The 25074-nt window shown below is 72.2% G+C and carries 23 protein-coding genes and 1 pseudogene; 10 read left to right on the top strand and 14 right to left on the bottom strand.

The genetic code is table 11. The features are described 5' to 3' along the window. Positions 1 to 69: 69 nt before the first annotated feature. Entirely contained in the window at positions 70 to 1197 is a 1128-nt protein-coding gene (locus ABZY13_RS04595; RefSeq protein WP_356627403.1) for a DUF5954 family protein, read from the top strand. Between the two features lie 265 nt (positions 1198 to 1462). Here ABZY13_RS04595 and ABZY13_RS04590 read toward each other — a convergent pair whose 3' ends face one another. After that, entirely contained in the window at positions 1463 to 2188 is a 726-nt protein-coding gene (locus ABZY13_RS04590; protein WP_356627563.1) for an isocitrate lyase/phosphoenolpyruvate mutase family protein, read from the bottom strand. A 236-nt stretch (positions 2189 to 2424) separates the two neighbouring features. Here ABZY13_RS04590 and ABZY13_RS04585 point away from each other — a divergent pair, with 236 nt between their 5' ends. Both ABZY13_RS04585 and ABZY13_RS04580 read left to right on the top strand, forming a co-directional pair. Continuing rightward, the gene (locus ABZY13_RS04585; RefSeq protein ID WP_356627402.1) at positions 2425 to 2736 is read left to right on the top strand and encodes a hypothetical protein; all 312 of its coding nucleotides are present in this window, start codon (positions 2425 to 2427) and stop codon (positions 2734 to 2736) included. Between the two features lie 12 nt (positions 2737 to 2748). After that, positions 2749 to 3933, top strand: coding sequence for a glutathionylspermidine synthase family protein (locus ABZY13_RS04580; RefSeq protein ID WP_356627401.1), 1185 nt, complete (start codon positions 2749 to 2751; stop codon positions 3931 to 3933). On the opposite strand, the gene rocD is transcribed toward ABZY13_RS04580, so the two are convergent. Further along, a complete protein-coding gene (gene rocD / locus ABZY13_RS04575) occupies positions 3930 to 5153 on the bottom strand; it encodes an ornithine--oxo-acid transaminase (RefSeq protein WP_356627400.1) in 1224 nt (407 codons plus the stop codon). The two genes, ABZY13_RS04580 and rocD, sit on opposite strands and share 4 nt — an antisense overlap. Positions 5154 to 5407: 254 nt before the next feature. Here rocD and ABZY13_RS04570 point away from each other — a divergent pair, with 254 nt between their 5' ends. From ABZY13_RS04570 to ABZY13_RS04560, 3 genes are all read left to right on the top strand, one after another. Beyond that, positions 5408 to 6859 (top strand): glycine hydroxymethyltransferase, encoded by a 1452-nt coding sequence (locus ABZY13_RS04570; RefSeq protein WP_356627399.1) that lies wholly within the window; start codon positions 5408 to 5410, stop codon positions 6857 to 6859. 540 nt (positions 6860 to 7399) lie between these two features. Next, positions 7400 to 8413 (top strand): tryptophan--tRNA ligase, encoded by a 1014-nt coding sequence (gene trpS / locus ABZY13_RS04565; protein ID WP_356627398.1) that lies wholly within the window; start codon positions 7400 to 7402, stop codon positions 8411 to 8413. 280 nt (positions 8414 to 8693) lie between these two features. Then, the gene (locus ABZY13_RS04560; RefSeq protein ID WP_356627397.1) at positions 8694 to 9272 is read left to right on the top strand and encodes a 2'-5' RNA ligase family protein; all 579 of its coding nucleotides are present in this window, start codon (positions 8694 to 8696) and stop codon (positions 9270 to 9272) included. Positions 9273 to 9466: 194 nt separating this feature from the next. On the opposite strand, the gene ABZY13_RS04555 is transcribed toward ABZY13_RS04560, so the two are convergent. Then, positions 9467 to 10228, bottom strand: a complete 762-nt coding sequence (locus ABZY13_RS04555) for a decaprenylphospho-beta-D-erythro-pentofuranosid-2-ulose 2-reductase (protein WP_356627396.1) — start codon at positions 10226 to 10228, stop codon at positions 9467 to 9469. 197 nt (positions 10229 to 10425) lie between these two features. On the opposite strand from ABZY13_RS04555, the gene ABZY13_RS04550 reads away from it, so the two are divergent. Further along, positions 10426 to 11409, top strand: a complete 984-nt coding sequence (locus tag ABZY13_RS04550) for a YihY/virulence factor BrkB family protein (protein WP_356627395.1) — start codon at positions 10426 to 10428, stop codon at positions 11407 to 11409. On the opposite strand, the gene ABZY13_RS04545 is transcribed toward ABZY13_RS04550, so the two are convergent. Then, complete coding sequence (locus ABZY13_RS04545; RefSeq protein ID WP_356627394.1) at positions 11351 to 12697, bottom strand: D-alanyl-D-alanine carboxypeptidase; 1347 nt, start codon at positions 12695 to 12697, stop codon at positions 11351 to 11353. The genes ABZY13_RS04550 and ABZY13_RS04545 overlap by 59 nt on opposite strands. Before the next feature lie 91 nt (positions 12698 to 12788). Here ABZY13_RS04545 and ABZY13_RS04540 point away from each other — a divergent pair, with 91 nt between their 5' ends. Further along, positions 12789 to 13028 carry a hypothetical protein gene (locus tag ABZY13_RS04540; RefSeq protein ID WP_356627393.1) on the top strand — a complete coding sequence of 80 codons (240 nt, stop codon included), beginning with the start codon at positions 12789 to 12791 and terminating at the stop codon, positions 13026 to 13028. Between the two features lie 34 nt (positions 13029 to 13062). Then, positions 13063 to 14379 carry a metallophosphoesterase gene (locus tag ABZY13_RS04535; protein ID WP_356627392.1) on the top strand — a complete coding sequence of 439 codons (1317 nt, stop codon included), beginning with the start codon at positions 13063 to 13065 and terminating at the stop codon, positions 14377 to 14379. A gap of 184 nt (positions 14380 to 14563) precedes the next feature. Here the strand turns inward: ABZY13_RS04535 and ABZY13_RS04530 are convergent, their stop codons facing one another. Together ABZY13_RS04530 and ABZY13_RS04525 are read right to left on the bottom strand one after the other, a co-directional pair. Then, positions 14564 to 16039 carry a HAMP domain-containing sensor histidine kinase gene (locus ABZY13_RS04530; RefSeq protein ID WP_356627391.1) on the bottom strand — a complete coding sequence of 492 codons (1476 nt, stop codon included), beginning with the start codon at positions 16037 to 16039 and terminating at the stop codon, positions 14564 to 14566. Next, positions 16036 to 16725 (bottom strand): response regulator transcription factor, encoded by a 690-nt coding sequence (locus tag ABZY13_RS04525; protein ID WP_356627390.1) that lies wholly within the window; start codon positions 16723 to 16725, stop codon positions 16036 to 16038. Before ABZY13_RS04525 ends, ABZY13_RS04530 begins: the two co-directional genes overlap by 4 nt. Before the next feature lie 185 nt (positions 16726 to 16910). On the opposite strand from ABZY13_RS04525, the gene ABZY13_RS04520 reads away from it, so the two are divergent. Further along, positions 16911 to 19319: an MMPL family transporter gene (locus ABZY13_RS04520; protein ID WP_356627562.1), complete on the top strand. Its 2409-nt coding sequence runs from the start codon at positions 16911 to 16913 to the stop codon at positions 19317 to 19319. On the opposite strand, the gene ABZY13_RS04515 is transcribed toward ABZY13_RS04520, so the two are convergent. The 8 genes and pseudogenes from ABZY13_RS04515 to ABZY13_RS04480 form a co-directional block, all read right to left on the bottom strand. Continuing rightward, a complete protein-coding gene (locus ABZY13_RS04515) occupies positions 19312 to 20124 on the bottom strand; it encodes a TetR family transcriptional regulator (RefSeq protein WP_356627389.1) in 813 nt (270 codons plus the stop codon). The two genes, ABZY13_RS04520 and ABZY13_RS04515, sit on opposite strands and share 8 nt — an antisense overlap. Before the next feature lie 11 nt (positions 20125 to 20135). Next, a complete protein-coding gene (locus ABZY13_RS04510; protein ID WP_356627388.1) occupies positions 20136 to 20630 on the bottom strand; it encodes a DCC1-like thiol-disulfide oxidoreductase family protein in 495 nt (164 codons plus the stop codon). After that, on the bottom strand, positions 20627 to 21034 hold the full coding sequence (locus tag ABZY13_RS04505) for a hypothetical protein (protein WP_356627387.1): 408 nt from the start codon (positions 21032 to 21034) through the stop codon (positions 20627 to 20629). The genes ABZY13_RS04510 and ABZY13_RS04505 overlap by 4 nt, the downstream gene beginning before the upstream one ends. Before the next feature lie 97 nt (positions 21035 to 21131). Next, on the bottom strand, positions 21132 to 21542 hold the full coding sequence (locus ABZY13_RS04500) for a VOC family protein (protein ID WP_356627386.1): 411 nt from the start codon (positions 21540 to 21542) through the stop codon (positions 21132 to 21134). Between the two features lie 50 nt (positions 21543 to 21592). Beyond that, positions 21593 to 21916, bottom strand: a pseudogene (locus ABZY13_RS04495) (Uma2 family endonuclease); the annotation flags it as partial. Between the two features lie 129 nt (positions 21917 to 22045). Then, entirely contained in the window at positions 22046 to 22810 is a 765-nt protein-coding gene (locus ABZY13_RS04490) for a succinate dehydrogenase iron-sulfur subunit (RefSeq protein ID WP_356627385.1), read from the bottom strand. Beyond that, positions 22810 to 24564 carry a succinate dehydrogenase flavoprotein subunit gene (sdhA, locus tag ABZY13_RS04485; RefSeq protein WP_356627384.1) on the bottom strand — a complete coding sequence of 585 codons (1755 nt, stop codon included), beginning with the start codon at positions 24562 to 24564 and terminating at the stop codon, positions 22810 to 22812. The genes ABZY13_RS04490 and sdhA overlap by 1 nt, the downstream gene beginning before the upstream one ends. A gap of 22 nt (positions 24565 to 24586) precedes the next feature. Beyond that, on the bottom strand, positions 24587 to 25069 hold the full coding sequence (locus ABZY13_RS04480) for a succinate dehydrogenase hydrophobic membrane anchor subunit (RefSeq protein WP_356627383.1): 483 nt from the start codon (positions 25067 to 25069) through the stop codon (positions 24587 to 24589). Positions 25070 to 25074 lie beyond the last annotated feature (5 nt).

Here is a 25074-nt window from a genome sequence, read left to right as displayed (position 1 = left end):
GTGAGCCGGCGGCGTCCGTACCTGTGATCGACAGGTCTACCCGTACGCCCGGGTGGGCACGGTGCGTGTGTGAGTGATTACCGAGACGGCGTGCCGTCGTATCTGACCATCCGGGTCACCGCGCAGGACGGGCCGCTCGCGGCCTTCGCGGAGCAGGAGGCGTGGGAGGCGGCGCAACGGTATCCGGATCTGATGGGCCTGGGGCTGGCGGAGTTCTTCTACGCCCGTGAGTGCGAGACGGGCGGCTGGGAGCTGCTGAGCAACGGCACCGACACGCCGCAGGGCGCCCGCGACTCGCTGGGGTCGTTCTTCCGGCTGCGGGCGAAGGGCGCCGAGGACTCCGGTGACGAACAGGCGCGGCGCAAGTGGATGGCGGCGGCCCGGCGGATGGACCGGGAGGTCGTCGACGAGGTCCGGGTGCGGGGCGAGCGCTTCCGGATCGTCCGAGCCTGCCGGTTCCTGCGCATGGGCGCCGGGGGCCCCGAGCCGCCCCGGCCGTCCGACCCGGACACGGCGCAGGTGGGGGAGGCCTACCGGCTGGGTCCGCGCACCGAAGGGTTCGTGGTCGACCCGTACACCGGTACGGGGATGTCGGCGGGCCTGCTGAAGCTGCAGCTGCTGGAGTTCACCGGGGCCTCGCCCGACGCGCCGCCGGAGATCGCCGAGGACGCGCGGCGGGCGAGGCTGGAGTATCCCGGAGGGGTGCTGCTGCCGGCCGTGTTCATGATCTCCGAGCGGTCCGAGGGCCGTTGGACCTCCTTCGCCCCTGGCGCGGCCCACGCCACTCCGCAGGGCGCCCGGGACTCCCTCGCCCACTGGCTGCGTGTGATGGCGCCCTTCACGCTCCGTCTGGACGACGAGCGGCGCGCGGAGTACGCCCGGCTCGCCGACCGCCTCGACGCCACCCGCGCCAACGTCCTCACCGTCGACGGCGTCCGCTACCGCATCACCCGCATCGAACGCCTCGTCCGCGTCGGCCCCGACGGCCCCGAGGGACCCCGCCCCTCCGACTTCGACCCCGATCCGCCCTGCGAGGTGCAGACCCGGCAGCTCAAGGAGGAAGGGCTGTGGCAGGAGGAGGACGAACCGCTGGTACTGGACGAGCGCACACAGGAGTTCATGCGCCTGGTGGAGGCCGAGGAGCAGCGGCGCAGCAGACTGCGCGAACAGCGGGGCGGCGAACGCCGCTCGCAGTGACCGGGCGCGCGCCCGCGGGTGCGCGCCCGCAGTGCTGCCCCGATGAGCCCGTGGCGCGCCCGCGGAGCTGCCCCCGATGAGCCCGTGGCGCGCCCAGCAGTGCTGCCTCCACAGCAGCCCTCGGCGCGCCTCGCGGTGCGGCCGGCAACGCAGCCCTTGGCGCGCCCCGCCGTCACGCCGCCCGCAGCGGAGGCACGCCGGTGCGGGGTTCCGCACCGGGGCGCCCCGCTTCCGCACCGGCGCGCCCCCGCTGCGGGCGGTCCGCTCACGGCATGCGCAACCCCTCGGCGATCTCCCGGACCGCCTCGGTCGCACGCCTCAGCAGGCCGGACCCGAAAGTGACCCTGGTGGCGCCCCGCTCGCCCAGCTCGGCGAACGACGGGCCACTGCCGTCCGCGGTGGCGTAGAAGTTGATCGGCCCATCGAGCCGGGACCGCAGCAGCGGCAGCACGTCGACGGGCGCGAGGATCGGGTACACGCAGTCGGCGCCCGCGGCGATGTACAGCGCCGCCCGCGCGACCGCCTCCTCCGGGTCGGCGATCCCGCACAGGAACGTGTCCACGCGCGCGTTGACGAACAGCCGGTCGCCCGCCTCCGACCGCACCTCGGCCAGCCAGTCGGCGTGCCGGTGCGGGTCCTTCAGGGCGCCGCCCTCGGAATCCTCCAGGTTGCAGCCGACCACGCCGGACTCCAGCAGCCGGTCCACCAGTTCCTTCGGCGCCAGCCCGTACCCGCCCTCGACGTCCGCCGACACCGGCACGTCCACGGCCCGGGCGATGCGCGCGATCGCCGCGAACATCTCGTCGGCGGGGGTGTGCCCGTCCTCGTGGCCGAGGCAGGCGGCGACCCCGGCGCTCGTCGTCGCCAGGGCCGGGAACCCGGCCTCGGCGAACACGCGCGCGCTCGTCGCGTCCCACGGCCCCGGCAACACGAGCGGGTCGCCCGGCCGGCGGTCGACGTGCAGTGCGCGGAAGGTCTCGGCCTTGCTCACCATTCGGTGCTCCCTGGCGGAATCCGCCGGCTGACCATCAGCCGGTTCCAGCTGTCGTGACGGTGATCAGTGTGACGAGACGGGCCCCTCCGCGTCCGCCGAAGCGCCGGAACGGAACCCCGCGGGCCTTCCGCGGCGTCCTCCCCGCTGGTGAACGCACACGGACAAGTCCCGTATGATCGCGGGCCGAGGTCCGCGACGCCGGACGCGAACAGGTCACACGGGGGTACAGGGACATGGCAGAAACCCGGCGCCGACTGCGCTCCAGCACCGTGGTGCTCGGCGGCATGGGCGTCGTGGCCGCGGCCCTCACCTCCTGCAGCTCCGAGCCCGACCGCCGCTGCGTCGACCGCGACAGCTACGACACCCTCAACGGCTACAAGATCGTCGGCGACCGGAACTGCCGCACCGCCTCCGCCGTCGACGCCGACTGGTACTACGACGCCGAGGTCAGCCACGGCGGCGGCTGGGCCGACTACGGCACCTTCAGCCGCAGCGAGGCCGTCGACCGGGACGGCTTCGGCTGCTCGGGCAGCTCCGGCGGCTGACCGGACCAGCGCATGGAACGCCGCACGATCGAACCCCGCCCCGGCTGGCAGCGGACCGTCGAGGAACAGGGCCTCATCTACCCCCTGACCCGCTACCCCGACGGCTCCCTGCGCCCCTACTGGGACGAGAGCGCCTACTACGTCTTCTCCCTGGAGGAGGTCGAGGCGCTGGAGGAGGTCGTCGAGGAACTGCACCGCATGTGCCTCGCCGCCGCCGACCACATCGTGCGCCACGACCGCTTCGCCGACCTCGGCATCACCGACCCGCGCGTCCGGGCGGCCGTCGCCGAGGCATGGCAGCGCCGCGCCGAACTCCCCTCCCTCTACGGCCGCTTCGACCTGCGCTACGACGGCCGCGGCCCGGCCAAACTGCTGGAGTACAACGCCGACACCCCGACCTCCCTGGTCGAGGCCGCCTCCCCGCAGTGGTTCTGGATGGAGGAACGCTTCCCCGGCGCCGACCAGTGGAACTCCCTGCACGAACGCCTCGTCGCCGCCTGGCGGGCCCAGGCCGCGCTGCTCCCGCCGGGCAACCCCCTGTATTTCGCCCACTCCAGCGCCGACGAACTCGGCGAGGACCTGATGACGGTCGCCTATCTGAAGGAGACCGCGGAACAGGCCGGCCTCGCCACCGACTGGATCTCCATGGAGGAGATCGGCTGGGACCGCCTCTCCCGCCGCTTCGTCGACATGAAGCTGCGGTTCATCCGGAGCATCTTCAAGCTCTACCCCTGGGAGTGGCTCACCACCGACCGCTTCGCCGGCCATGTCCTCGACACCCTCGACAACGGCGGCGGCACCGGGACCACGCTGTGGATCGAGCCCGCCTGGAAGATGCTGCTCAGCAACAAGGCGCTGCTCGCCGTCCTCTGGGAGCTGTACCCCGGTCACCCCAACCTCCTGCCCGCCCACCTCGACGGCCCCCGCGACCTCGCCGCGACCGCCGGCTACGTCGCCAAGCCCCTGCTCGGCCGGGAGGGCGCGGGCGTGACCGTCCACCCGCCCGGCGCGGAGCCCGCCCTGCGCGACGAGCCCTGCTGCTACCAGGAACTGGCCCCGCTGCCCGACTTCGACGGCAACCGGGTCGTCCTCGGCGCCTGGGTGGTGGAGGGCGAACCGGCGGGCCTCGGCATCCGCGAGTCCGCCGGCCTGGTCACCGACGAGTACGCCCGCTTCCTGCCCCACGTGATCCTCTAGGGGGCGTCCCCGGGACCCCGGCCCAGCACCGCCCGCAGCTGCGCCAGCCCCCAGTCCAGGTCCTCCCGCCCGATCACCAGCGGCGGGGCGATCCTGATCGTCTGCCCGTGGGTGTCCTTCACCAGCACCCGCCGGTCCATCAGCCGCTCGCAGACCTCCCGCCCCGTGCCGTACCGCGGGGCGACGTCGACCCCCGCCCACAGCCCCCGCCCGCGCACCGCCGTCACCCGCCCGGTCGCCGCCAGCGCCGCCAGCTCCCGGTGCAGATGACCGCCCAGCTCCGCCGCCCGCGCCTGGTACTCGCCCGACCGCAGCATGGCGATCACCTCCAGCGCCACCGCGCACGCCAGCGGATTCCCGCCGAACGTCGACCCGTGCTCCCCGGGCCGGAACACCCCGAGCACCTCGGCGCTCGACACCACCGCCGACACCGGCACGATCCCGCCGCCGAGCGCCTTCCCCAGCACGTACACGTCCGGCGCCACCCCCTCGTGCTCGCACGCGAACGTCCGTCCCGTCCGCCCCAGACCCGACTGGATCTCGTCCGCCACGAACAGCACGTTCCGCTCCCGCGCCAGCTCCCGCACCCCCGGCAGATAACCGGCCGGCGGCACCACCACCCCCGCCTCGCCCTGGATCGGCTCCAGCAGCACCGCGACCGTGTTCTCCGTCATCGCCGCCCGCATCGCCGTGAGATCCCCGTACGGCACGATCTCGAAGCCCGGCGTGTAGGGACCGTAGTCCGCCCGCGCCTCCCGATCCGTGGAGAAGCCGACCACCGTCGTCGTACGGCCGTGGAAGTTGCCGCCCGCCACCACGATCTTCGCCATCTCCGCCGGCACGCCCTTGACCCGGTACCCCCACTTCCGCGCGGTCTTCACGGCCGTCTCCACCGCCTCCGCGCCGGTGTTCATCGGCAGCACCATCTCCATCCCGCACAGCTCGGCCAGCTCCGCGCAGAACGCGCCGAACCGGTCGTGGTGGAACGCCCTGGACGTCAGCGTGACCCGCTCCAGCTGTGCCTTCGCCGCCTCGACGAGCCTGCGGTTGCCGTGCCCGAAGTTCAGCGCCGAGTAGCCGGCCAGCAGATCCAGATGGCGCCGGCCCTCCACGTCCGTCATCCAGGCCCCGTCCGCCGTCGCCACGACCACCGGCAGCGGGTGGTAGGTGCGCGCACTGTGCGCCTCTGCGGCGGCGATCAGGTCTTCCGTAGCGGTCACGGCGTCTCCAGAGGGTGGGCCCGGCGGGAGGGACGCCTCTCTTCCTACCGTCGCTCGCATGATGGACGCGGGAACCCGCGGGTACGGCGCGCCCGGTAGGCTGACGGCGGGCCGTGACTGGCGCGCTGGGATGGGACCGACCATCGGGGAGCGGCCCCGGGGGACCCGAGGACGGGGGCCGCCGAGCGAGTGCCGTGCGCCTGGGCCGAACCGTGATCCGCGAACGCTGAAAGCCACGCCGCCCGGAGGCCGACATGTCAGACCAGCAGCCCCTCTCCACCGAGTCCACCGCCTTCCGTTCCGCCCTCGACGTGATCCGCGCCGTCGAGCCGCGCGTCGCCGACGCCATCGGCCAGGAGGTCGCCGATCAGCGCGAGATGCTCAAGCTGATCGCCTCCGAGAACTACGCCTCCCCGGCCACGCTGCTGGCGATGGGCAACTGGTTCAGCGACAAGTACGCCGAGGGCACCGTCGGCCGCCGCTTCTACGCCGGCTGCCGCAACGTCGACACGGTCGAGTCCCTCGCCGCCGAGCACGCCCGCGAGCTGTTCGGCGCCCGTCACGCCTACGTCCAGCCGCACTCCGGCATCGACGCCAACCTCGTCGCCTTCTGGGCCGTCCTCGCCGACCGGGTCGAGGCCCCGTTCCTGGAGAAGACCGGCGTCCGCCAGGTCAACGACCTCACCGAGGCCGACTGGGCCGAACTGCGGCGTGCCTTCGGCAACCAGCGCATGCTCGGCATGTCCCTCGACGCGGGCGGCCACCTCACCCACGGCTTCCGCCCGAACATCTCCGGCAAGATGTTCGACCAGCGCTCCTACGGCACCGACCCGTCGACCGGCCTGGTGGACTACGACCGCCTGCGCGAGACCGCCCGCGAGTTCAAGCCCCTGATCATCGTCGCCGGCTACTCCGCCTACCCCCGTCTGGTGAACTTCCGCATCATGCGGGAGATCGCCGACGAGGTCGGCGCGACGCTCATGGTCGACATGGCCCACTTCGCCGGTCTCGTCGCCGGCAAGGTCCTCACCGGCGACTTCGACCCGGTGCCGCACGCGCAGATCGTCACCACCACCACCCACAAGTCGCTGCGCGGCCCGCGCGGCGGCATGGTCCTGTGCGACGACTCCCTCAAGGACCAGGTCGACCGCGGCTGCCCGATGGTCCTCGGCGGCCCGCTCCCGCACGTCATGGCCGCCAAGGCCGTCGCCCTCGCCGAGGCCCGGCAGCCCTCCTTCCAGGACTACGCCCAGCGCATCGTCGACAACTCCCGCGCCCTCGCCGAGGGCCTGATGAAGCGCGGCGCCACCCTGGTCACCGGCGGCACCGACAACCACCTCAACCTGATCGACGTCGCCACCTCCTACGGCCTCACCGGCCGCCAGGCCGAGGCCGCCCTCCTGGACTCCGGCATCGTCACCAACCGCAACGCCATCCCGGCCGACCCGAACGGTGCCTGGTACACGTCGGGCATCCGCATCGGCACGCCCGCGCTGACGACCCGGGGCCTGGGCACCGCGGAGATGGACGAGGTCGCCGGTCTCATCGACCGCGTCCTCACCACCACCGAGCCGGGCACCACCAAGTCGGGCGCCCCCTCCAAGGCCTCCCACGTGCTGGACGCCAAGGTGGCGGAGGAGATCTCCCAGCGCGCCACGGACCTGGTGGCGGCCTTCCCGCTCTACCCGGAGATCGACCTCGGCTGACGCCCGCTCGGTTTCGGTGCGCCGGGGACGGACGCTCCTGTCCGTCCCCGGCGCGCCCGTCCCCGAGGCTCGTCGCCTCAGACGTCGAGCCCTGCCGGGGGCCCGGCGCGGGCCGCGGCCGGCGCCCCGTTATCCGCCCGGCGACGAACGGCCGCACCAGCAGCGCCGGCCCCGCACCGGCCACCGCCCCCGGAAGCGCCCCCCACCAGCCGCCGGCGCTCCGGCGTCGGCGCCCGATGCGGAAGCGGCACCCGAGGCCGCTCCGACGGGCCGGAGGAGCGTCGGCGCCTCCCCGCCCCCGAGGCTCGAAATCCGGCAACAGACGGCTGGGCCTGCGCGGCGCGCGGTTCAGCCGGGACTTCCAGCTCCGCGTACGCCTCCGGCCCCCCGGCGCGTACCCGTGCGACCACCGCGGCCTCATCGGCGATGCGGCCCCCTCCCGCGTCCTCACGGTCTTGTTACACCGCGCGAGACGAATCGGTTCCCACCTGTTTCCGGCCAGTTCCGGAACGAGGCCGGAGACCTGAGAGAATGATGAGCATGGCTTCTGACCGACCTCGCGTGCTCTCCGGAATCCAGCCCACCGCAGGCTCGTTCCACCTCGGCAACTACCTGGGCGCCGTCCGCCAGTGGGTGGCGCTCCAGGAGACCCACGACGCGTTCTACATGGTCGTGGACCTGCATGCGATCACGGTCCCGCAGGATCCGAAGGGCCTGACCGCGAACACCCGGCTCGCCGCGGCGCAGCTCCTCGCCGCCGGCCTCGACCCGGACCGCTGCACCCTGTTCGTGCAGAGCCACGTGCCCGAGCACGCCCAGCTGGCCTGGGTCATGAACTGCCTCACCGGCTTCGGCGAGGCCTCCCGCATGACCCAGTTCAAGGACAAGTCCGCCAAGCAGGGCGCCGACCGCTCCTCCGTCGGCCTGTTCACGTACCCGATCCTCCAGGTCGCCGACATCCTGCTCTACCAGGCCCACGAGGTCCCGGTCGGCGAGGACCAGCGCCAGCACATCGAGCTGACCCGCGACCTCGCCGAGCGCTTCAACGGCCGGTTCGGCGAGACGTTCACGGTCCCGAAGCCGTACATCCTCAAGGAGACGGCGAAGATCTTCGACCTCCAGGACCCGTCGATCAAGATGAGCAAGTCGGCGTCCACGCCGAAGGGCCTGATCAACCTCCTCGACGACCCGAAGACCACCGCCAAGAAGGTCAAGAGCGCCGTCACCGACACCGACACCGTCATCCGCTACGACCCGGCCGGCAAGCCGGGCGTCAGCAACCTGCTCACCATCTGCTCCACCCTCACCGGCGCTTCGATCGCCGAGCTCGAGCAGAAGTACGAGGGCAAGGGCTACGGCGCGCTCAAGACCGACCTCGCCGAGATCGTGGTCGACTTCGTGACGCCGTTCCGGGAGCGCACCCACCAGTACCTGGACGACCCCGAGACGCTCGACTCCGTCCTCGCCAAGGGCGCGGAGAAGGCGCGCGCCGTCGCGGCGGAGACGCTGGCGCAGACCTACGAGCGCGTGGGCTTCCTGCCCGCCAAGCACTGAGCCGAGGTCCGGAACGCACGCCGGGCCCGTTCCCGGCGTGCGGCGCGCCGCACAGCGCTGCACATCACTACGGCTGCGCCTGCCCATGGCCCGGCCGGAGCCGTACAGTCGATAGCCGGACGGCCGTACACCGCACGAAACGGGACACAAAACGCTCGACGCATCACGCGCGGCGCGCCGGGAGCGGGCGCCGCGGACCCAGCAGCCACCGGGCAATCCACCCGGCATTCCCTCGGGTATTCGATCCGGTATTCGATCCGGCACGACGACAGGAGACGACGTGGGGACCGTAACGATCGGTGTGTCGATCTCGGTCCCGGAGCCGCACGGCACCCTGCTCCAGCAGCGGCGTGCGGGCTTCGGCGACGCCGCCGCGCACGGCATCCCCACCCATGTCACGCTGCTGCCGCCGACCGAGGTGGACGCCGCGGAGCTGCCGGCGATCGAGGCGCACCTCGCGGAGGTCGCCGCCCACGGCCGGCCGTTCGTCATGCGGTTGTCCGGCACCGGCACCTTCCGCCCGGTGTCGCCGGTGGTCTACGTCCAGGTAGTCGAGGGCGCGGAGGCCTGCACCTGGCTCCAGAAGCAGGTCCGCGACGCCTCCGGGCCCGTCGCGTGCGAACTGCAGTTCCCGTACCACCCGCACGTCACCGTCGCGCACGGCATCGACGAGGCGGCCATGGACCGCGCCTTCGAGGAGCTCGCCGACTACGAGGCCGAGTGGTCCTGCACCGGGTTCGCCCTCTACGAGCAGGGCGCCGACGGCGTCTGGCGCAAGCTGCGGGACTTCGTCTTCGGCTCGACGGTCGTACCGCCGCAGGGCGGCCGGGTGGAGCGCGGCCCCCTGTCGACGCGCTAGGACGAGAGGCCTCCTGTCCGGCCCGGCCGGGCCGGACAGGCAGTCACCCGGCCCGGCCGCGCAGCCGCCATGCCGGTCACCGGGGCCGGTCGCGGGACAGTCGCCCCGGCCGGTCACGGGCGGCGACCCGGCCGACCGGGCAGCCGCCGACCGGGCAGCCGCCGGCCGGTCACCCGCCCGGCCGGTCCCGCCGGTCAGCCCGTCGTCGCCGGCGGCAGCCGGCGGTACGCCGCGCGCGGGAGGTGACGCAGGGCCGCCATCAGCGGGCGCAGCGATGCCGGCGCCCACACCGCCTCCGAGCGGCGGCGCAGGCCCAGCTCGATCGCCGTGGCGACCGCCTCGGGCGTCGTCGTGAACGGCTCCCGGCACGCCGCCGTCCGCGGCCGGACCGCGCCCGGGCGCACGACCATGACGTGCACGCCCGTGCCGTACAGCGCGTCGCCGAGGCCCTGGGCGAAGGCGTCGAGGCCGGCCTTGCTGGAGCCGTAGATGAAGTCCGCGCGGCGGGCGCGTTCGCCGGCGACCGAGGACAGGACGACCAGCGAGCCGTGCCCCTGCCCCTGGAGGGCGGCGGCGGCCACCAGGCCCGCGGAGACGGCCCCCGTGTAGTTGGTCTGCGCCACGCGCACCGCGCTCATCGGGTCGCGTTCGTCGTGGGCCTGGTCGCCCGGCAGCCCGAAGGCGAGCAGCACCAGGTCGATGTCGCCCTCCGCGAACACCTTGCCGAGCACCGCCTCGTGGGACTCCGGGTCCAGCGCGTCGAAGGCGACGATCCGCACCTGCGTGCCGAGGCCCCGCAGGCCCTCGGCGGCCCGCTCCAGGGCGGCCGAGGGACGTCCGGCGAGCCACACCCTCCGGGCGCCTCGGACGATCAGCCGGCGGGCGGTGGCCAGCGCGATCTCCGACGTGCCGCCGAGGACGAGGAGGGAGCGGGGGATTCCGAAGGCGTCCTGCACGACAGCTCCTTGTGCGACGTACGACCAGAGACGCCCGCGACCGTATCGCCACTCTTGAGGAGTTTTGTCCCATAACATCAACCGACTCCGCGAAACGGGTGATTAATGGGATGTCGTACAGCGGGGGTCGCCGAACCGCCGATCCGGGGCAGGAGGTTCAGTGACGACCGGCGCCGGCAGCGAGGGCAGGGACGATCATGGACTGGCTGAAAACGCTCCCCGTCATCGGCCCGTGGGCGGCCCGGCTGATGGAGACGCACGCATGGCGGTCGTACGAGCGGCTGGACCGGGTGAAGTGGACGCGGCTCGCCGCGGCGATGACGTTCACCAGTTTCGTCGCGCTGTTCCCGCTGCTGACCGTGAGCGCCGCGATCGGCGCGGCGGCGCTGAGCGAGGAGCAGCAGCGTGAGTTCCAGGACCGCATCGCCGAGCAGGCCGGCCTCTCCGACCGGCTCGACATCAGCTCCCTGGTGGACAACGCGGGCACCGTCGGCCTCATCGCCGGCGCGCTGCTGCTGTTCACCGGCATCAACTGGGTCGACTCCACGCGCGGCTGCCTGCGGGCGGTGTGGGAGCTGCCGGACGACGAGGAGAACCCGTTCCTGCACCGGGCCAAGGACGGCGTCGTCCTGCTCGGCCTCGGCGGCGCGGTGCTCCTCACCCTCGCCGCCTCCACCGTCGCCTCGGCCGCCGTCGGCGGGATCGCCGACCTCATCGGCCTCGACGAGCACGGCTGGAGCAGCTTCCTGCTGCGGCTGGCCGCGTTCGCCGTCGCCGTGCTCGCGGACTTCCTGCTCCTGCTCTACGTCCTCACCCTGCTGCCCGGCGTCGAGCCGACCCGTCGTCGGCTGGCCGTCGGCGCGCTGATCGGCGCGGTCGGGTTCGAACTGCTGAAAATGCTGCTCAGCGGCTATGTGCAGGGGGTGGCCGCGAAGAGCATGTACGGCGCGTTCGGCGTCCCCGTCGCCCTGCTGCTGTGGATCAACTTCACCTCGAAGCTGGTCCTGTACTGCGCCGCCTGGACCGCCACGCCGAGCAAGGCGGAGGACGGTCCGCAGGAGGTCGGCCCGCGGGAGGACGACCCGCGGGAGGACGGCCCGCGGGACGCCGGCGCCGGGCGGGTCAAGGGCGGGGCGTCCGGCCCCGGCGCACCAGATCCGGCAGCGGCCAGCGGCGGTTGACGAGGAACGCCGCGCCCGCCAGCAGCACCAGCACACCGCCGGCGATCGCGAGGGCGACGCCCATGCCGCTGGAGCCGCTCTGCGTCGTCGTGCTCGCCACCGGCTCGGCCGAGCCGCCGCCCGAGACCGCCGCGCCACCGGCCTCACCGGCGGCGCCCGCGTCGCCGGAGGCCGTCGCGCCGGGCCGGGGGCTCGCCTGCACGGCGCTCCGCGGCGGGACCAGCTCGCCGACCGGCTCCACCTTCCCGGCGGCCTTGAAGCCCCAGTCGAACAGTCGTGCGGTCTCCTTGTAGACCTGGTTGTACTCGCGCTTCTGCGGGTTCATGACCGTCACCAGCAGCACCTTGCCGTTCCGCTCGGCGACGCCCGTGAAGGTGGCCCCGGCGTGGGTGGTGTTGCCGTTCTTGACGCCGGCTATGCCCTGGTACTGGGGGATGCCGGTGTCACCGGTGAGCAGCCGGTTGGTGTTCTGGATCTCGTACGAGCCCCGGACGCGCTTGCCCTTCTTGTTCTTCTTCGTCCGGTCCGGGAACTTGGCCGTCACCGTCGCCGCGTACTCGCGGAAGTCCTTCTTCTGCAGCCCGGAACGGGCGATCAGCGTCAGGTCGTACGCGGACGAGACCTGGCCGGGGGCGTCGTAGCCGTCCGGGCTGATCACGTTTGTGTCGAGGGCCTGGAGCTCGGCGGCGTGCTCGTTCATCTCCTCGACGGTCTTCTTCACGCCCCCGTTCATCGCGGAGAGCACGTGCACCGCGTCGTTGCCGGAGCGCAGGAAGACGCCGAGCCACAGGTCGTGGACGGTGTACGTCTCGTTCTCCACGATGCCGACGAGGCTGGAACCCGAGCCGATGCCCTCCAGCTCCTCGCGGGCGACCTTGTGCTTCGTGGTCCGCGGGAACTTCGGCAGCAGCGTGTCCGCGAACAGCATCTTCAGGGTGCTCGCCGGGGCCAGCCGCCAGTGGGCATTGTGCGCGGCGAGCACCTCGCCCGACTCCGCGTCGGCGATGATCCAGGACCGAGCGGTGACGTCCTTGGGCAGCACCGGCACCCCGCCGGCGAGGTTCACCTGCGTCCCGGGCTCGCCGAGCCGCTCCCCGCCGATGGTCGACATGCCCGGTGGGGGAGTGGCGGACGGACTGGCCGAGGGACTGGCCGACGGACTCGGCTCGGCCGGCGCCGCGTGGGCGGCGGGCGCGGCCGACACGGCGAGCGAGGTCAGGGAAAGGGACAGGATCGTCGCGGAAGCGGCCAGCAGTGATCGCCTGGCGGTCTGTGTGGGTGCGGGCACGACCGAGAAAGTACAGGGCAGTGCGCGGGAAGTCCGCACCCGCTCCCCACCCCGGCCATGGAACCGGACACGCGACGGCGATACTGGACGCATGAAACTCGGTCGCCCGGTCTCCTGGTTCCTGCTCGCCTTCGGGGTGTGGAGCTGGGTCATCTGGGTCACTTTCGTCAAAAACCTGTTCAAGGACAGCAGCGGGCTCGCGTTCGACGACGGAGATCCGACGGCGTACTTCTGGGTGCATCTGACGCTCGCCGTCGTCTCCTTCGTATGGGGGACGGTCATCGGGGCCATCGGGTTGCGCGGACTGCGCGCATTGCGCCGCACTTCCTAGCAACCGGCCCCATTTCGAGGAGAGAAACAAGGGCATGGTGATCGTCTTCCTGCTCGTCGCGGTGAGCGTTCTCGTGGCGGCGAACTGGTATCTGTGGCGGCGCCTGTTCCGCGACACGACGCAACGGCCGGGCTGGGCACGGCGCCTGGGCGCGGTCCTGGTCACGGGCGGCTGGCTGCTGGCGGTGGGCGCGCTGGTGGCCGAGCGCACCGGCGCGCCGTTCTGGCTCCAGCGCACGCTGGCGTGGCCGGGGTTCATGTGGCTGGCGCTGGCCGTCTATCTGCTGCTCGCACTGCTCGCGGGCGAGGCGGTACGGCCGCTGCTGCGGCTGTTCCTGGAACGGCGGGCGGCACGGCGGGAACCGGTCGCAGGGGAGGCGGAGGCGGAGGCGCCACGGGCGGAGCCGATACCCGCGGGCGCGGTCCCGGCCGAGTCCGCGCCCCGCCGGCCCGAACCCAAGCCGGAACCCAAGCCCGCCCCCGACGAGCGGGCACCGGTTCAGGGGGACGCCGCCGTCCCCGCCCCGGCCCCCTCCCGTCGTCTCTTCGTCTCCCGGGTCGTCGCGGGCGCCGCCGCCGCGGCGGCGGTCGGCACGGTCGGGTACGGCACGTACGGGGTGCTGCGCGGCCCGCAGGTCAAGCGGGTCACCGTGCCGCTGGCCCGGCTTCCGCGCGCGGCGCACGGCTTCCGGATCGCGGTCGTCAGCGACATCCACCTCGGGCCGGTGCTCGGGCGCGGGTTCGCCCAGAAGGTCGTCGACACCATCAACTCCACGCAGCCCGACCTGATCGCGGTCGTCGGCGACCTGGTCGACGGCAGCGTCAAGGACCTCGGCCCCGCGGCGGCGCCGCTCGCCGGGCTCCGGGCGCGGCACGGGGCGTACTTCGTCACCGGCAACCACGAGTACTTCTCCGGCGCGGAGCAGTGGGTCGAGGAGGTACGGCGGCTCGGCCTGCGCCCGCTGGAGAACGCCCGCACGGAACTGCCCCACTTCGACCTGGCGGGCGTCAACGACCTGGCCGGCGAGGAGGAGGGCCAGGGCCCCGACTTCGCCAGGGCCCTGGGCGACCGCGACCCGGCCCGCGCGTGCGTCCTCATGGCCCATCAGCCGGTCCAGATCCACGACGCCGTCGAGCACGGCGTCGACCTCCAGCTCTCCGGCCACACCCACGGCGGCCAGATGTGGCCCGGCAACCTCCTGGCCGCCGGCCCGAACCCGACCGTCGCGGGCCTGGAGCGCTACGGCGACACGCAGCTGTACGTCAGCCGGGGCGCGGGCGCCTGGGGCCCGCCGACCCGCGTGGGGGCCCCGTCCGACATCACGGTGATCCAGCTGGCCTCGACCCGCTGACCGAAGCCCGGCCCGGCCGCGCGCCGACGGGACCTCCCGGCGTGCGGGCTTCCCGGCGTCAGGGCGGCCCCGTCCCGGCGCCCCTGATGCCGACGCGGCCCGGCGCGACCCGATCCCCGTACGGCGCGGAACCGGCCCCATCTCGGCCCTGCGCCGGAACCGGCCCGGTCCCGGCGCCCGCCCCTCAACCCGCCGGGACCCGCCCCGGCAGCGTCACCGTCACCCGCAGCCCCTCGCCCGGCGCCGTGTCCACCGTCACCTCGCCGTCGTGGGCGTGGGCGACGCCCTGGACGATGGCCATGCCCAGGCCGCTGCCCGCGCCGCCGCCCGCGCGGAAGAAGCGGTCGAAGACGCGGGCCGCGTCCTCGGGGGCCAGCCCGGGGCCCTCGTCGGCCACGGAGAGCCGTACGACGCCGTCCGACCGTTCCACCGCCAGCCGCACCGGCACGTCCGCCGGGGTGTGGACGCGGACGTTGGCCACGAGATTGCCCAGTATCTGACGCAGGCCCGATTCGTCGGCGTGGACCAGCAGGGCGCCCTCGGCGTCGACGGTGACCGGGCGTCCGGGCTGCTGCACCCGCAGGTCCTGCGCCGCCTCGCGGACCAGGCGGCTCAGATCGACGTTGCGGAACCGGAGCTGGGGCTGCTGGTCGAGGCGGGCCAGGGTGAGCAGCTCGTCGACGAGCCGGCCCATCCGGTCCACCTCCGCCAGCACCCGCCCCCAGGCGCGCCTGCGCTCCTCGGGATCGCGCAGGATGCCCTGGTCGTACAGCTGGAGATAGCCGCGGATCGCGGACAGCGGCGTGCGCAGCTCGTGCGAGGCGTCGGCGACGAAGCGGCGCAGCTGGGCCGCGCTGTGCTCGCGCGTGCGGTACGCCGCCTCCACCTGCTGGAGCATGGAGTTGAGGGCCAGCCGCAGCTGCTCGACCTCGAGGGACGTCTCCCGCCTGGAGGGCACCCGCCGGGTCAGGTCGCCCTCGGCGATCGCGGTGGACGTCTCCACCATGTCCTCCAGCGGCCGCATCCTGCTGCGCACGCCCCACATCGTCATGCAGGCCAGCAGCCCCAGCAGCACCGTCCCGACGGCCAGGTCGAGCTTGACGGCCCGCTGCACGATGTGGTGCAGCGGTTCCACGGAGGTGCCGAACAGGACGGTCGTGCCGTCGGCGAGCCGCCCGGCGGTGACGCGGTAGCGGTCGCCCTCGACCTCGACGTCGCGCGGCTCGGCGCCGTCGGCCAGCGCGTCCGGGTCGTCCACCGCGTCGGCCAGCGCCCGCTGGGTGTCCGTGGGTTCGAACCCGCCGATGGTCGCCGCGCGCCCGGACGGGTCCAGCGCCGCGAACACGGAACCCCGCACCGGCGAACCGGGCATCCCCCGCCCGGCGTCCGCGCCGGAGCCGGGCGACAGCCGCTCGCTGAGCGTGAACAGCGCGGACAGGGAGTCGACCTGCCGGAACGTCAGCCCCGACTCGCCGACCGAGTCGCGTGTGGACATCAGTTCCCGGTCGATGCCGTCGAGCAGATACAGCCGCATGCCCATCACGCTGACGACGGTGGCGACGACGACGCCGATCGCCAGCAGCAGCACGTTCGCCAGCGTCAGCTTCGCCCGCAGGGAGTGCAGCCCGTGCGGCCGGTGACGCGCGGAGCAGCGCCTCACGCCAGCCCGTATCCGACGCCCCGCCGGGTGGTGATCACCGGCGGGCCCAGCGTGTCCAGCTTGCGCCGCAGATAGCTGATGTAGGTCTCCACGACCGTCGACTCGGCCGGTGCGTGCTCGTACTGCCAGACGTGCCGGAGCAGTTGCTCCTTGGGCACGATCCGGCCGCCGTTGCGGACCAGGAAGCGCAGAAGCGCGTACTCCGTCGGCGTCAGCTCGACCGAACGGCCCGCGCGGCGCACCGAGTACGTCGTCTCGTCCAGCTCCAGATCGCCGTACCGCAGCGGCGGGCGCTGCGGCAGGAGGTCGGCGGGCCGCGTGCGGCGCAGCACCGCGCCGACCCGGGCGACGACCTCGTCGATGTTGAACGGCTTGGTGATGTAGTCGTCGCCGAAGCCGAGCGCGCCGACGATCTCCGCCGGGGAGTCCCGCGCGGTCAGGAACACCAGCGCCAGACCGGGTGTTCGCTCGCGCAGCTCCCGCCCGAGGGCGCGGCCGTCGCCGTCCGGCAGCATCACGTCGAGCAGCGCCACGTCCGGGCGGGTGCGCCCGGCGAGGGTGAGCGCCTCGCGCACGCTCCCGGCGGTCATGACCTCGAAGCGGTGGTAGCGCAGGGCGATCGCGAGGACGTCGGCGATGCTCACCTCGTCCTCCACGACCAGCACGGTGCCGGGAGCCGTCGTCATGCCCCCAGTATCGGCGCACGGGCCGGCCACCGGGCCCGCGGGTGCTTTGGAGTTCCTTGAGAGTCACGTGCGGTTGGTGTCGCCGCACTGGCGCCGCCGTCGATGCTTCTTCCCAGGACCTGGGGGACCAACCGACCGATCGAGCGATCGAAGAGATCGATGAAGGAGCGTTGAGCGTGACGGCATTGGCACGGTGGTGCTATCGGCACCGGCTGGTGGTCCTGTTGCTGTGGGTGGGGACGCTGTTCGGCCTCGGCTTCACGGCCACTTCGGCGGGCACGGACTACGCGAACGTGTTCTCCCTGCCCGACACGGACTCCAAGCGCGCGAACGACCTGCTCCAGGAGGCCTTCCCGGAGCGCGCGGGGGACACCGACACGGTGGTGTGGCGGGTCGACGAGGGCTCGGTGCGGGACGCGGACGTACGGTCCCGGATCGAGCCCGCACTGGCGGAGATCGGCCGCATGGAGGGCGTCGGCGAGGTCGCCGGGCCCTACGACGAGCGCGGCGCGGCGCAGATCAGCCGGGACGGGCGGATCGCGTACGCGCAGGTCACCTTCCGGGAGGAGGCGAACGCCGTCCCGAAGGAGCTGGTCGAGGAGGTGGTCGACACGGCGCAGGCGGCCGAACGAGACGGACTCCAGGTGGAGCTGGGCGGCCAGGCCATCGCCCGCACCCAGGAGCCGCCCGCCGGCACCGCCGAGCTGGTCGGCATCGTCGCGGCGGCGATCGTGCTGTTCCTGGCGTTCGGCTCGCTGTTCGCGATGATGCTGCCGATCGTCGTGGCGGTCTTCGGCGTCGGCATCGGCATGCTGGCGACGATCCTGCTCAGCCATGTCACCAACGTCCCCGAGGTCGCCCCGCTGCTCGGCTCGCTGATCGGCCTCGGCGTCGGCATCGACTACGCGCTGTTCATCGTCACCCGGCACCGGCGCGGCATCCTGCGCGGCGTCCCGCCGGAGAAGTCCGTGCAGACCGCCCTCAACACCTCCGGCCGCGCGGTGCTCTTCGCCGGCGGCACGGTGTGCATCGCGCTCGCCGGCATGCTGGTGATGAACCTGCGCTTCCTGGACGGCGTCGTCATCGCGACCTCGCTGACCGTGGTGCTGAGCGTGCTGGCCGCGGTCACGCTGCTGCCCGCGCTGCTGGGCCTGCTCGGCATGCGGGTGCTCAGCCGCCGGCAGCGGCGCCGGCTGGCCGCGACGGGACCGGAGCCGGAGGACGCGAGCGGTCTCGCGGCGCGCTGGTCGGCGTTCGTGCAGCGGCGTCCGTGGCCGGTCGCCGCGCTCGCCGTCGTCCTCATGGCGGCCCTCGCGATCCCCCTGCTGTCGATCCGGCTCGGCGCCACCGACCAGGGCAACCACCAGGAGACGACGACCACCCGGCAGGCGTACGACCTGCTCGCCGAAGGCTTCGGCCCCGGCGTCAACGGTCCGCTCCAGGTCGTCGTGAAGGGCCCGGCGCCCGACTCCCTCGTCTCCCGCATCGAGTCCACCGAGGGCGTCGCCCAGGTGGCCGCCGTGCCGCCCGCGAACGGCGTCTCGGTGATCCATGTGGTGCCGACGACGTCGCCGCAGTCGGAGGAGACGGACCGGCTGATCGACACGCTGCGCGAGGACGTCATCCCGAAGTCGGGCGCCGAGGCCCATGTGGGCGGTGTGACGGCGGTGTTCAAGGACTTCGCGTCGGTGACCGGGGACCGGCTGCCGTACTTCGTCGCCACGATCATCGCCCTCGGCTTCCTGCTGCTGCTCGTCGCCTTCCGCTCTCTGGTCGTGCCGTTGACGGCGGCCCTGATGAACCTCGTCGCCGCCGCCGCGTCGTTCGGCGTGCTGGTGGCGATCTTCCAGTGGGGTTGGGGAACCGAGCTGCTCGGCATCGGCAAGGAGGGCCCGATCACGGCGTTCCTGCCGGTCATCATGCTGTCGCTGCTGTTCGGCCTCTCCATGGACTACCAGGTGTTCCTGGTGAGCCGGATGCACGAGGAGTGGGTGCACACCCGCGACAACGCCCGCGCGGTGCGGGTCGGCCTCGCCGAGACCAGCCGGGTCATCAACTGCGCGGCCCTCATCATGATCTGCGTGTTCTCCGCCTTCGTCCTCAGCGGCGACATGGAGGGCGCGATGGCCGGCATCGGCCTGGCGGCGGCGGTCGCGCTGGACGCGTTCATCCTGCGCACGGCCCTGGTGCCGGCCGCGATGCACCTGCTCGGCGACTCCAACTGGTGGCTGCCCGCCTGGCTGGACAAGCGGCTGCCGCACCTGGCGGTGGAGCCGAGCGAGCCCGAGTCCGAGCCGGCGCCCGACGGTCCCGCGTCCGTCGTCCACGGCTTCATCCGCACCGCCGACGGCGAGCCCGTGGCGGACGCGGCGGTCACGCTGCTCACGCGCGGCGGCCGGCAGCTGGACCGCGTGACGTCCCTGGCCGACGGCTCCTACATCGTCACGGTGCCCGGCCCGGGAACGTATCTGCTGGCCGCGACGGCCACGCCGTACGCCTCCCGCGCGCGGCACGTCATGGTCGGCGACGGGCCGCTCGTGCACGACGTCGAGCTGACGGCGGTCACCGGGGACGAGGTCGACGCGGTCAACTGACCGGATCGGCAGGCGGCTTCCTGCCGGGGTCGGGCAGCGCCCGGGTCATCCCCGGCAGGAAGTCGGTGAACAGCTCGTGCACCTCGTGCACCAGGGGCCGCAGCACCCGGAAGCGGGCCAGCACGACACCGCGCGAGGTGAGCCGGGCGCCCCGCTCGGCGAGCCGGTAGCTGCGGGAGCGCCCCTCGGTGCGGTCGAAGATCCAGTACAGCACCAGGCCCATCTGGGACAGCCACATCAGCTCGGGCAGCACCTCCCGCAGCTCCTCGGGCACCTTGGCCTTCGAGCCGGCGAGCACCTCCCGGTGCACGCTGATGGCCTCCTCGCGCGCGTGCTGAGACTCCGGGGAGAACGGGCTGAGCGGACTGTCCGGGTCGGCGGCGTTCTTGAAGAACTGCACCGCGAACTCGTGGTACGGCTCCGCCACCTCCAGCCACGCCTTCAGCACCCCCGCCAGCCGAGCCTCCAGGTCGGTCTCCCGGTCCAGGACCTCGACCACCGCCGCCCGGTGCTCGGCGGCGACCCGGTCGTAGAAGCCCTGGATCAGGTGCTCCTTGCCGGCGAAGTAGTAGTAGGCGTTGCCGACGGAGACCCCGGCCTCCTTGGCGATGGCCCGCATCGTCGTGCGGTCGTAGCCGCGCTCCCGGAACAGCCGCATCGCCGTCTCCAGGATCAGCGCGCGGGTCTGCTCCGACTTGCTCGGCGTGCCGCCGTCCCCGGGCGGCGGTCCGTCGGGGACGGGCGGCGGTCCGTCGGGGACGGGAGCGGGGGCGCGGGCTTCGTCACGGGGCTGGTTCGCGGGCACGGAAGGAGAGCCTAGCCAGTGGCGCAGACGCCGCCGTCACAGCCCGGCGGGCGGTACGACCAGCCCTGGCTCGGGTCGTACGACCACCCGTCCGCCCGCGCGTACGCCTGCCCGCCCCACTGCCCACCCCGCCACTTGGCGGCGGCCAGCGCCGCGCCCTTGGCGAGCCGGGCCCCGGCCGGAGTGCCGAGGCGATGCGCGAGTCCCCGGTGCTCGCGCAGCGCCCACAACGTCACGATCCACGCGGCCGGTCCCTGATACACCTGCCCGGCGTCACCCACGACGGTGATGTCCTCCAGGGTGGACCGGTGGTCCAGGCCAGGGAAGCGCCGCAGCGCCTCGTCGGAGCCGGCGGGCACGAACTCCAGCGGGACCAGCTGCCGCTGGCGGGCGAGCCAGTCGCGCAGGTGGGTGCAGAGCGGGCACGCGGCGTCGTACAGCACGGTCAGCCCGCGGACCGGGACGCGCGCGGCGTCCCGGCCCCCGGCGGCGGTCGCGGTGCTCATGCCCCGGCCGTCGGGGCGACCCAGCCCTGCGGCGCGACCGGCGGCGTCTGCTCGCGCTCCATCACCCCGCGGCGGCGGATCCGGTTCAGGACGTAGACGTTGGCCAGGTGCATCACGCCGAGCACCAGCAGCACCACGCCGAGCTTGGTGGACAGGGCCTCGAAGACGCCGCGCGTGTCGGTGACGGTGTCGTCGTCGCTCAGGTAGAGGGCGACGAAGCCGAGGTTGACGAGGTAGAAGCCGACCACCAGGAGGTGGTTGACGGCGTCGGCGAGCTTCTCGTTGCCGTGCAGCACGTCGGCCAGGAAGACCCGTCCGTTCCGGCTGAGCGTGCGGGCCACCCAGATGGTCAGACCGATGCTGACGACCAGGTAGATGACGTAGGCGACGACCGTGCGGTCCATGCCCCCCACCTTTCTTGAACGCGTTCAAAAACGCTGACAGTCGGAACTGTAGCGCTGTTTTTGAACGTGTTCAACATCAGGGTGGGGTGGTGGGGCGTCAGGGGCGGCGCCCCAGCTCGGGCCGCTTGGTGTAGTCGGTGAAGCCGATGACGTTGCCCCACGGGTCGGCGATCTCGACCGCCCAGCCGGTGGCGACGGGGGCGGGCTCCTCCAGCGGCGCGATCCCCGCGCCGGCGAGCACCAGGGCCGCCGTCCGCGCGTCGGGCACCTCCAGCCAGACGCGGGGGGAGGGCCAGGGCGGCGGCCGGTGCCCGAGCTCGTCCTCCTGCCGGAGCAGAATCCCCGGCGTCTCGCCCCCGACCTTCAGCAGCGCGATCCCGGCCTCGTCCAGCCGGAACCCCACCGAGAACCCCGCCCGCTCGTAGAACGCCACGGCCGCGCCGAGGTCCCCGACGGGCAGCAGGACGTTGTCGAATCCGAGCAGTTCGTACGACTGGTCATCTGACATGTCGTCAGATTAAGGGCCGTCCCGTGCGGCACGGCCCGTCGACACGACGGTCAGCGCTCGGCTTGCCCGTCCTGGAGGATCTGCGCCACGTCCAAGGTGATCTTGGCGCCGATGGAGTCGGGCAGAGTGGCGAGTTCGCCGGGGGCGTGGACCCGATGGTTCGCGTAGTCCTCCCCCGCCGGATCCGTCAGGACGTGGAGGCGCTGGTGCTTGCGGTCGATGATCACGTAGACCGGAACCTGTGCCCCGGCGTACGCGCCGACCTCGGTCTTGAGGTCGGAACGCCAATCGCTGGAGGTCACCTCCAGGACCATGCGGAAGCAGACCGGGTCGTAGCAGCTGTTCTCGACGTAGTGGTCCTCGTAATCGGCGTCCGTATCGTAGGCCGGGCACCACCAGCCCGTCGTTTCCCCGCAGCTCACCCGATGGTGTGGCATATGCCAGAGGCCCCTTCTCCGGATCGGAGAAGGGGCCTCTGCGACGTACGGCGTACGTCCTACGGCTCAGTACCGGCGCGTGATCAGCGCCCGCTTCACCTCGGCGATCGCCTTCGTGACCTCGATGCCGCGCGGGCAGGCGTCCGTGCAGTTGAAGGTCGTGCGGCAGCGCCAGACGCCGTCGCGGTCGTTCAGGATCTCCAGACGCTGCTCACCGGCCTCGTCGCGCGAGTCGAAGATGAAGCGGTGGGCGTTGACGATGGCCGCCGGGCCGAAGTACTGGCCGTCGTTCCAGAACACCGGGCACGACGAGGTGCACGCCGCGCAGAGGATGCACTTCGTGGTGTCGTCGAAGCGCTCGCGGTCCTCCGCGGACTGCAGCCGCTCGCGCGTCGGCTCGTTGGTGTCCTTCGTGATCAGGAACGGCATCACGTCCCGGTACGCCTGGAAGAACGGCTCCATGTCGACCACGAGGTCCTTCAGGACCGTGAGGCCCTTGATGGGCTCGACCGTGATCGGCTTCTCCGGGTTGATGTCCTTGATCAGCGTCTTGCAGGCGAGGCGGTTCCTGCCGTTGATCCGCATGGCGTCCGAGCCGCAGATGCCGTGCGCGCAGGAGCGGCGGAAGGTCAGCGAACCGTCCAGGTCCCACTTGATCTTGTGCAGACCGTCGAGGACGCGCTCCTTGGGGTCGATCTCCAGCTCGAAGTCTTCCCAGGTCGCCTCCGCCGAGACCTCCGGGTTGAAACGGCGCACCCGGAAGGTGACGGTGATGTAGGGCGACGCGGCCCGGGCGTCCGCCTCGGCCTTGTCCAGAACAGGGGTAGCCATCAGTACTTACGCTCCATCGGCTGGTAGCGGGTCTGGACGACCGGCTTGTAGTCGAGACGGACGGTTTCCGACCCGTCGGCGCCGACCTCGCGGTAGGCCATGGTGTGGCGCATGAAGTTGACGTCGTCGCGGTTCGGGTAGTCCTCGCGGTAGTGACCGCCGCGGGACTCCTTGCGGGCGAGGGCGGAGACCGCCATGACCTCGGCGAGGTCGAGCAGGTTGCCCAGCTCGATGGCCTCCAGCAGGTCGGTGTTGAACCGCTTGCCCTTGTCCTGGATCGCGACGTTCTTGTAGCGCTCGCGCAGCTCGGCGATCTTCTCGACCGCGGCCTTGATCGTCTGCTCGGTGCGGAACACCATGACGTTCGCGTCCATGGTCTCCTGCAGCTCGCGCCGCAGCTCCGCCACCCGCTCGTTGCCGGTGGAGGTGCGCAGCCGCTCGATCTGCCCGAGCACGAACGCCTCCGGCGCCTCCGGCAGCTCCACGAAGTCCGCCTTCTGCGCGTACTCCGCGGCGGCGATGCCGGCCCGCTTGCCGAACACGTTGATGTCGAGCAGCGAGTTGGTGCCCAGCCGGTTGGCGCCGTGCACGGACACGCAGGCGACCTCGCCGGCGGCGTACAGACCCGGGACGACGGTGGTGTTGTCGGCCAGGACCTCGCCCTCGACGTTGGTCGGGATGCCGCCCATGGCGTAGTGCGCGGTCGGCTGGATCGGGATCGGGTCGGTGTACGGCTCGATGCCCAGGTAGGTCCGCGCGAACTCGGTGATGTCGGGCAGCTTCGCGTCCAGCTGCTCCGGCGGGAGGTGCGTGAGGTCCAGGAAGACGTGGTCGCCCTCGGGACCGCAGCCGCGGCCCTCGCGGATCTCCGTGTAGATGGAGCGGGAGACGACGTCACGGGACGCGAGGTCCTTCATGACCGGCGCGTACTTCTCCATGAAGCGCTCGCCGTCCTTGTTGCGCAGGATGCCGCCCTCGCCGCGGGCGCCCTCCGTCAGCAGGATGCCCATGCGCCAGATGCCGGTCGGGTGGAACTGGAAGAACTCCATGTCCTCCAGCGGGATGCCCCGCCGGTACACGGCCGCCTGGCCGTCGCCGGTCAGCGTGTGCGCGTTCGACGTGACCTTGAAGAACTTGCCGCAGCCGCCGGACGCGTAGATCACGGACTTCGCCTGGAAGACGTGGATCTCGCCGGTCGCCAGCTCGTAGGCCACGACGCCGGCCGACTTCTTGACGCCGTCGACCTCGGTGATCAGCTGGTCCAGGACGTAGAACTCGTTGAAGAACTCCACGCCGTGCTTGACGCAGTTCTGGTACAGCGTCTGGAGGATCATGTGACCGGTGCGGTCGGCCGCGTAGCAGGAGCGGCGGACCGGGGCCTCGCCGTGGTTGCGGCTGTGCCCGCCGAAGCGGCGCTGGTCGATCGTGCCGTTCGGGGTGCGGTTGAACGGCAGGCCCATCTTCTCCAGGTCGAGGACCGAGTCGATGGCCTCCTTCGCCAGGATCTCGGCGGCGTCCTGGTCGACCAGGTAGTCACCGCCCTTGACCGTGTCGAAGGTGTGCCACTCCCAGTTGTCCTCCTCCACGTTGGCCAGCGCGGCGGCCATGCCGCCCTGCGCGGCGCCCGTGTGGGACCGGGTCGGGTAGAGCTTCGTGAGGACCGCGGTGCGGCTGCGCTTGGTGGACTCGATGGCCGCGCGCATGCCGGCGCCGCCGGCCCCGACGATGACGGTGTCGTACTTGTGGATCTTCATCAGGAATACCTCAGCCCCGTGCCTAGCGGATGTTCGGGTCGAAGGTGAAGATCACCAGCGTGCCCAGCAGGATGGTGAACACCGTGGCGGTGTACAGCAGGCCCTTCAGCCACAGTCGCGTGTTCGCGCGCTCCGCGTAGTCGTTGATGATCGTCCGCAGGCCGTTACCGCCGTGCAGCATGCCGAGCCACAGCATCAGCAGGTCCCAGACCTGCCAGAAGGGGGAGGCCCAGCGGCCGGCGACGAAGGCGAAACCGACCTTCGACACACCGCCGTCCAGCACGAGCTGGATCAGCAGGTGGGTGATGACCAGGACGACCAGCAGGACGCCCGACAGGCGCATGAAGAGCCAGGTGGCCAGCTCGAAGTTGCCGCGCGTCGACTTGGGCGTCTTCTTGGTCCGCATGCGCGGGGCCTCGATCAGGGGCGCCGGGTTGTCGACCGTGTGGACGGAGCCGCCCTCGACGGGGCCGATCCCGGAAGCGGTGGTCTCAGTGGTGGACATGGGCG

The organism is Streptomyces sp. NPDC006610 (assembly GCF_040611575.1).
Lineage (GTDB): Bacteria > Actinomycetota > Actinomycetes > Streptomycetales > Streptomycetaceae > Streptomyces.
The sequence above is the reverse complement of the archived record's forward strand: the minus strand, read 5'-3'. Positions and strand labels throughout refer to the sequence as shown.

Bases quoted from the DNA above. Each gene is read 5' to 3' on its own strand.
- ABZY13_RS04540 (WP_356627393.1), top strand. From the start codon at position 12,789: ATGAAACTCGGTCGCCCGGTCTCCTGGTTCCTGCTCGCCTTCGGGGTG.
- ABZY13_RS04500 (WP_356627386.1), bottom strand. From the start codon at position 21,542: ATGTCAGATGACCAGTCGTACGAACTGCTCGGATTCGACAACGTCCTG.
- ABZY13_RS04490 (WP_356627385.1), bottom strand. From the start codon at position 22,810: ATGGCTACCCCTGTTCTGGACAAGGCCGAGGCGGACGCCCGGGCCGCG.
- ABZY13_RS04585 (WP_356627402.1), top strand. From the start codon at position 2,425: ATGGCAGAAACCCGGCGCCGACTGCGCTCCAGCACCGTGGTGCTCGGC.
- ABZY13_RS04480 (WP_356627383.1), bottom strand. From the start codon at position 25,069: ATGTCCACCACTGAGACCACCGCTTCCGGGATCGGCCCCGTCGAGGGC.
- ABZY13_RS04535 (WP_356627392.1), top strand. From the start codon at position 13,063: ATGGTGATCGTCTTCCTGCTCGTCGCGGTGAGCGTTCTCGTGGCGGCG.
- sdhA (WP_356627384.1), bottom strand. From the start codon at position 24,564: ATGAAGATCCACAAGTACGACACCGTCATCGTCGGGGCCGGCGGCGCC.
- ABZY13_RS04505 (WP_356627387.1), bottom strand. From the start codon at position 21,034: ATGGACCGCACGGTCGTCGCCTACGTCATCTACCTGGTCGTCAGCATC.
- ABZY13_RS04550 (WP_356627395.1), top strand. From the start codon at position 10,426: ATGGACTGGCTGAAAACGCTCCCCGTCATCGGCCCGTGGGCGGCCCGG.
- ABZY13_RS04580 (WP_356627401.1), top strand. From the start codon at position 2,749: ATGGAACGCCGCACGATCGAACCCCGCCCCGGCTGGCAGCGGACCGTC.
- ABZY13_RS04525 (WP_356627390.1), bottom strand. From the start codon at position 16,725: ATGACGACGGCTCCCGGCACCGTGCTGGTCGTGGAGGACGAGGTGAGC.
- trpS (WP_356627398.1), top strand. From the start codon at position 7,400: ATGGCTTCTGACCGACCTCGCGTGCTCTCCGGAATCCAGCCCACCGCA.
- ABZY13_RS04510 (WP_356627388.1), bottom strand. From the start codon at position 20,630: ATGAGCACCGCGACCGCCGCCGGGGGCCGGGACGCCGCGCGCGTCCCG.
- ABZY13_RS04570 (WP_356627399.1), top strand. From the start codon at position 5,408: ATGTCAGACCAGCAGCCCCTCTCCACCGAGTCCACCGCCTTCCGTTCC.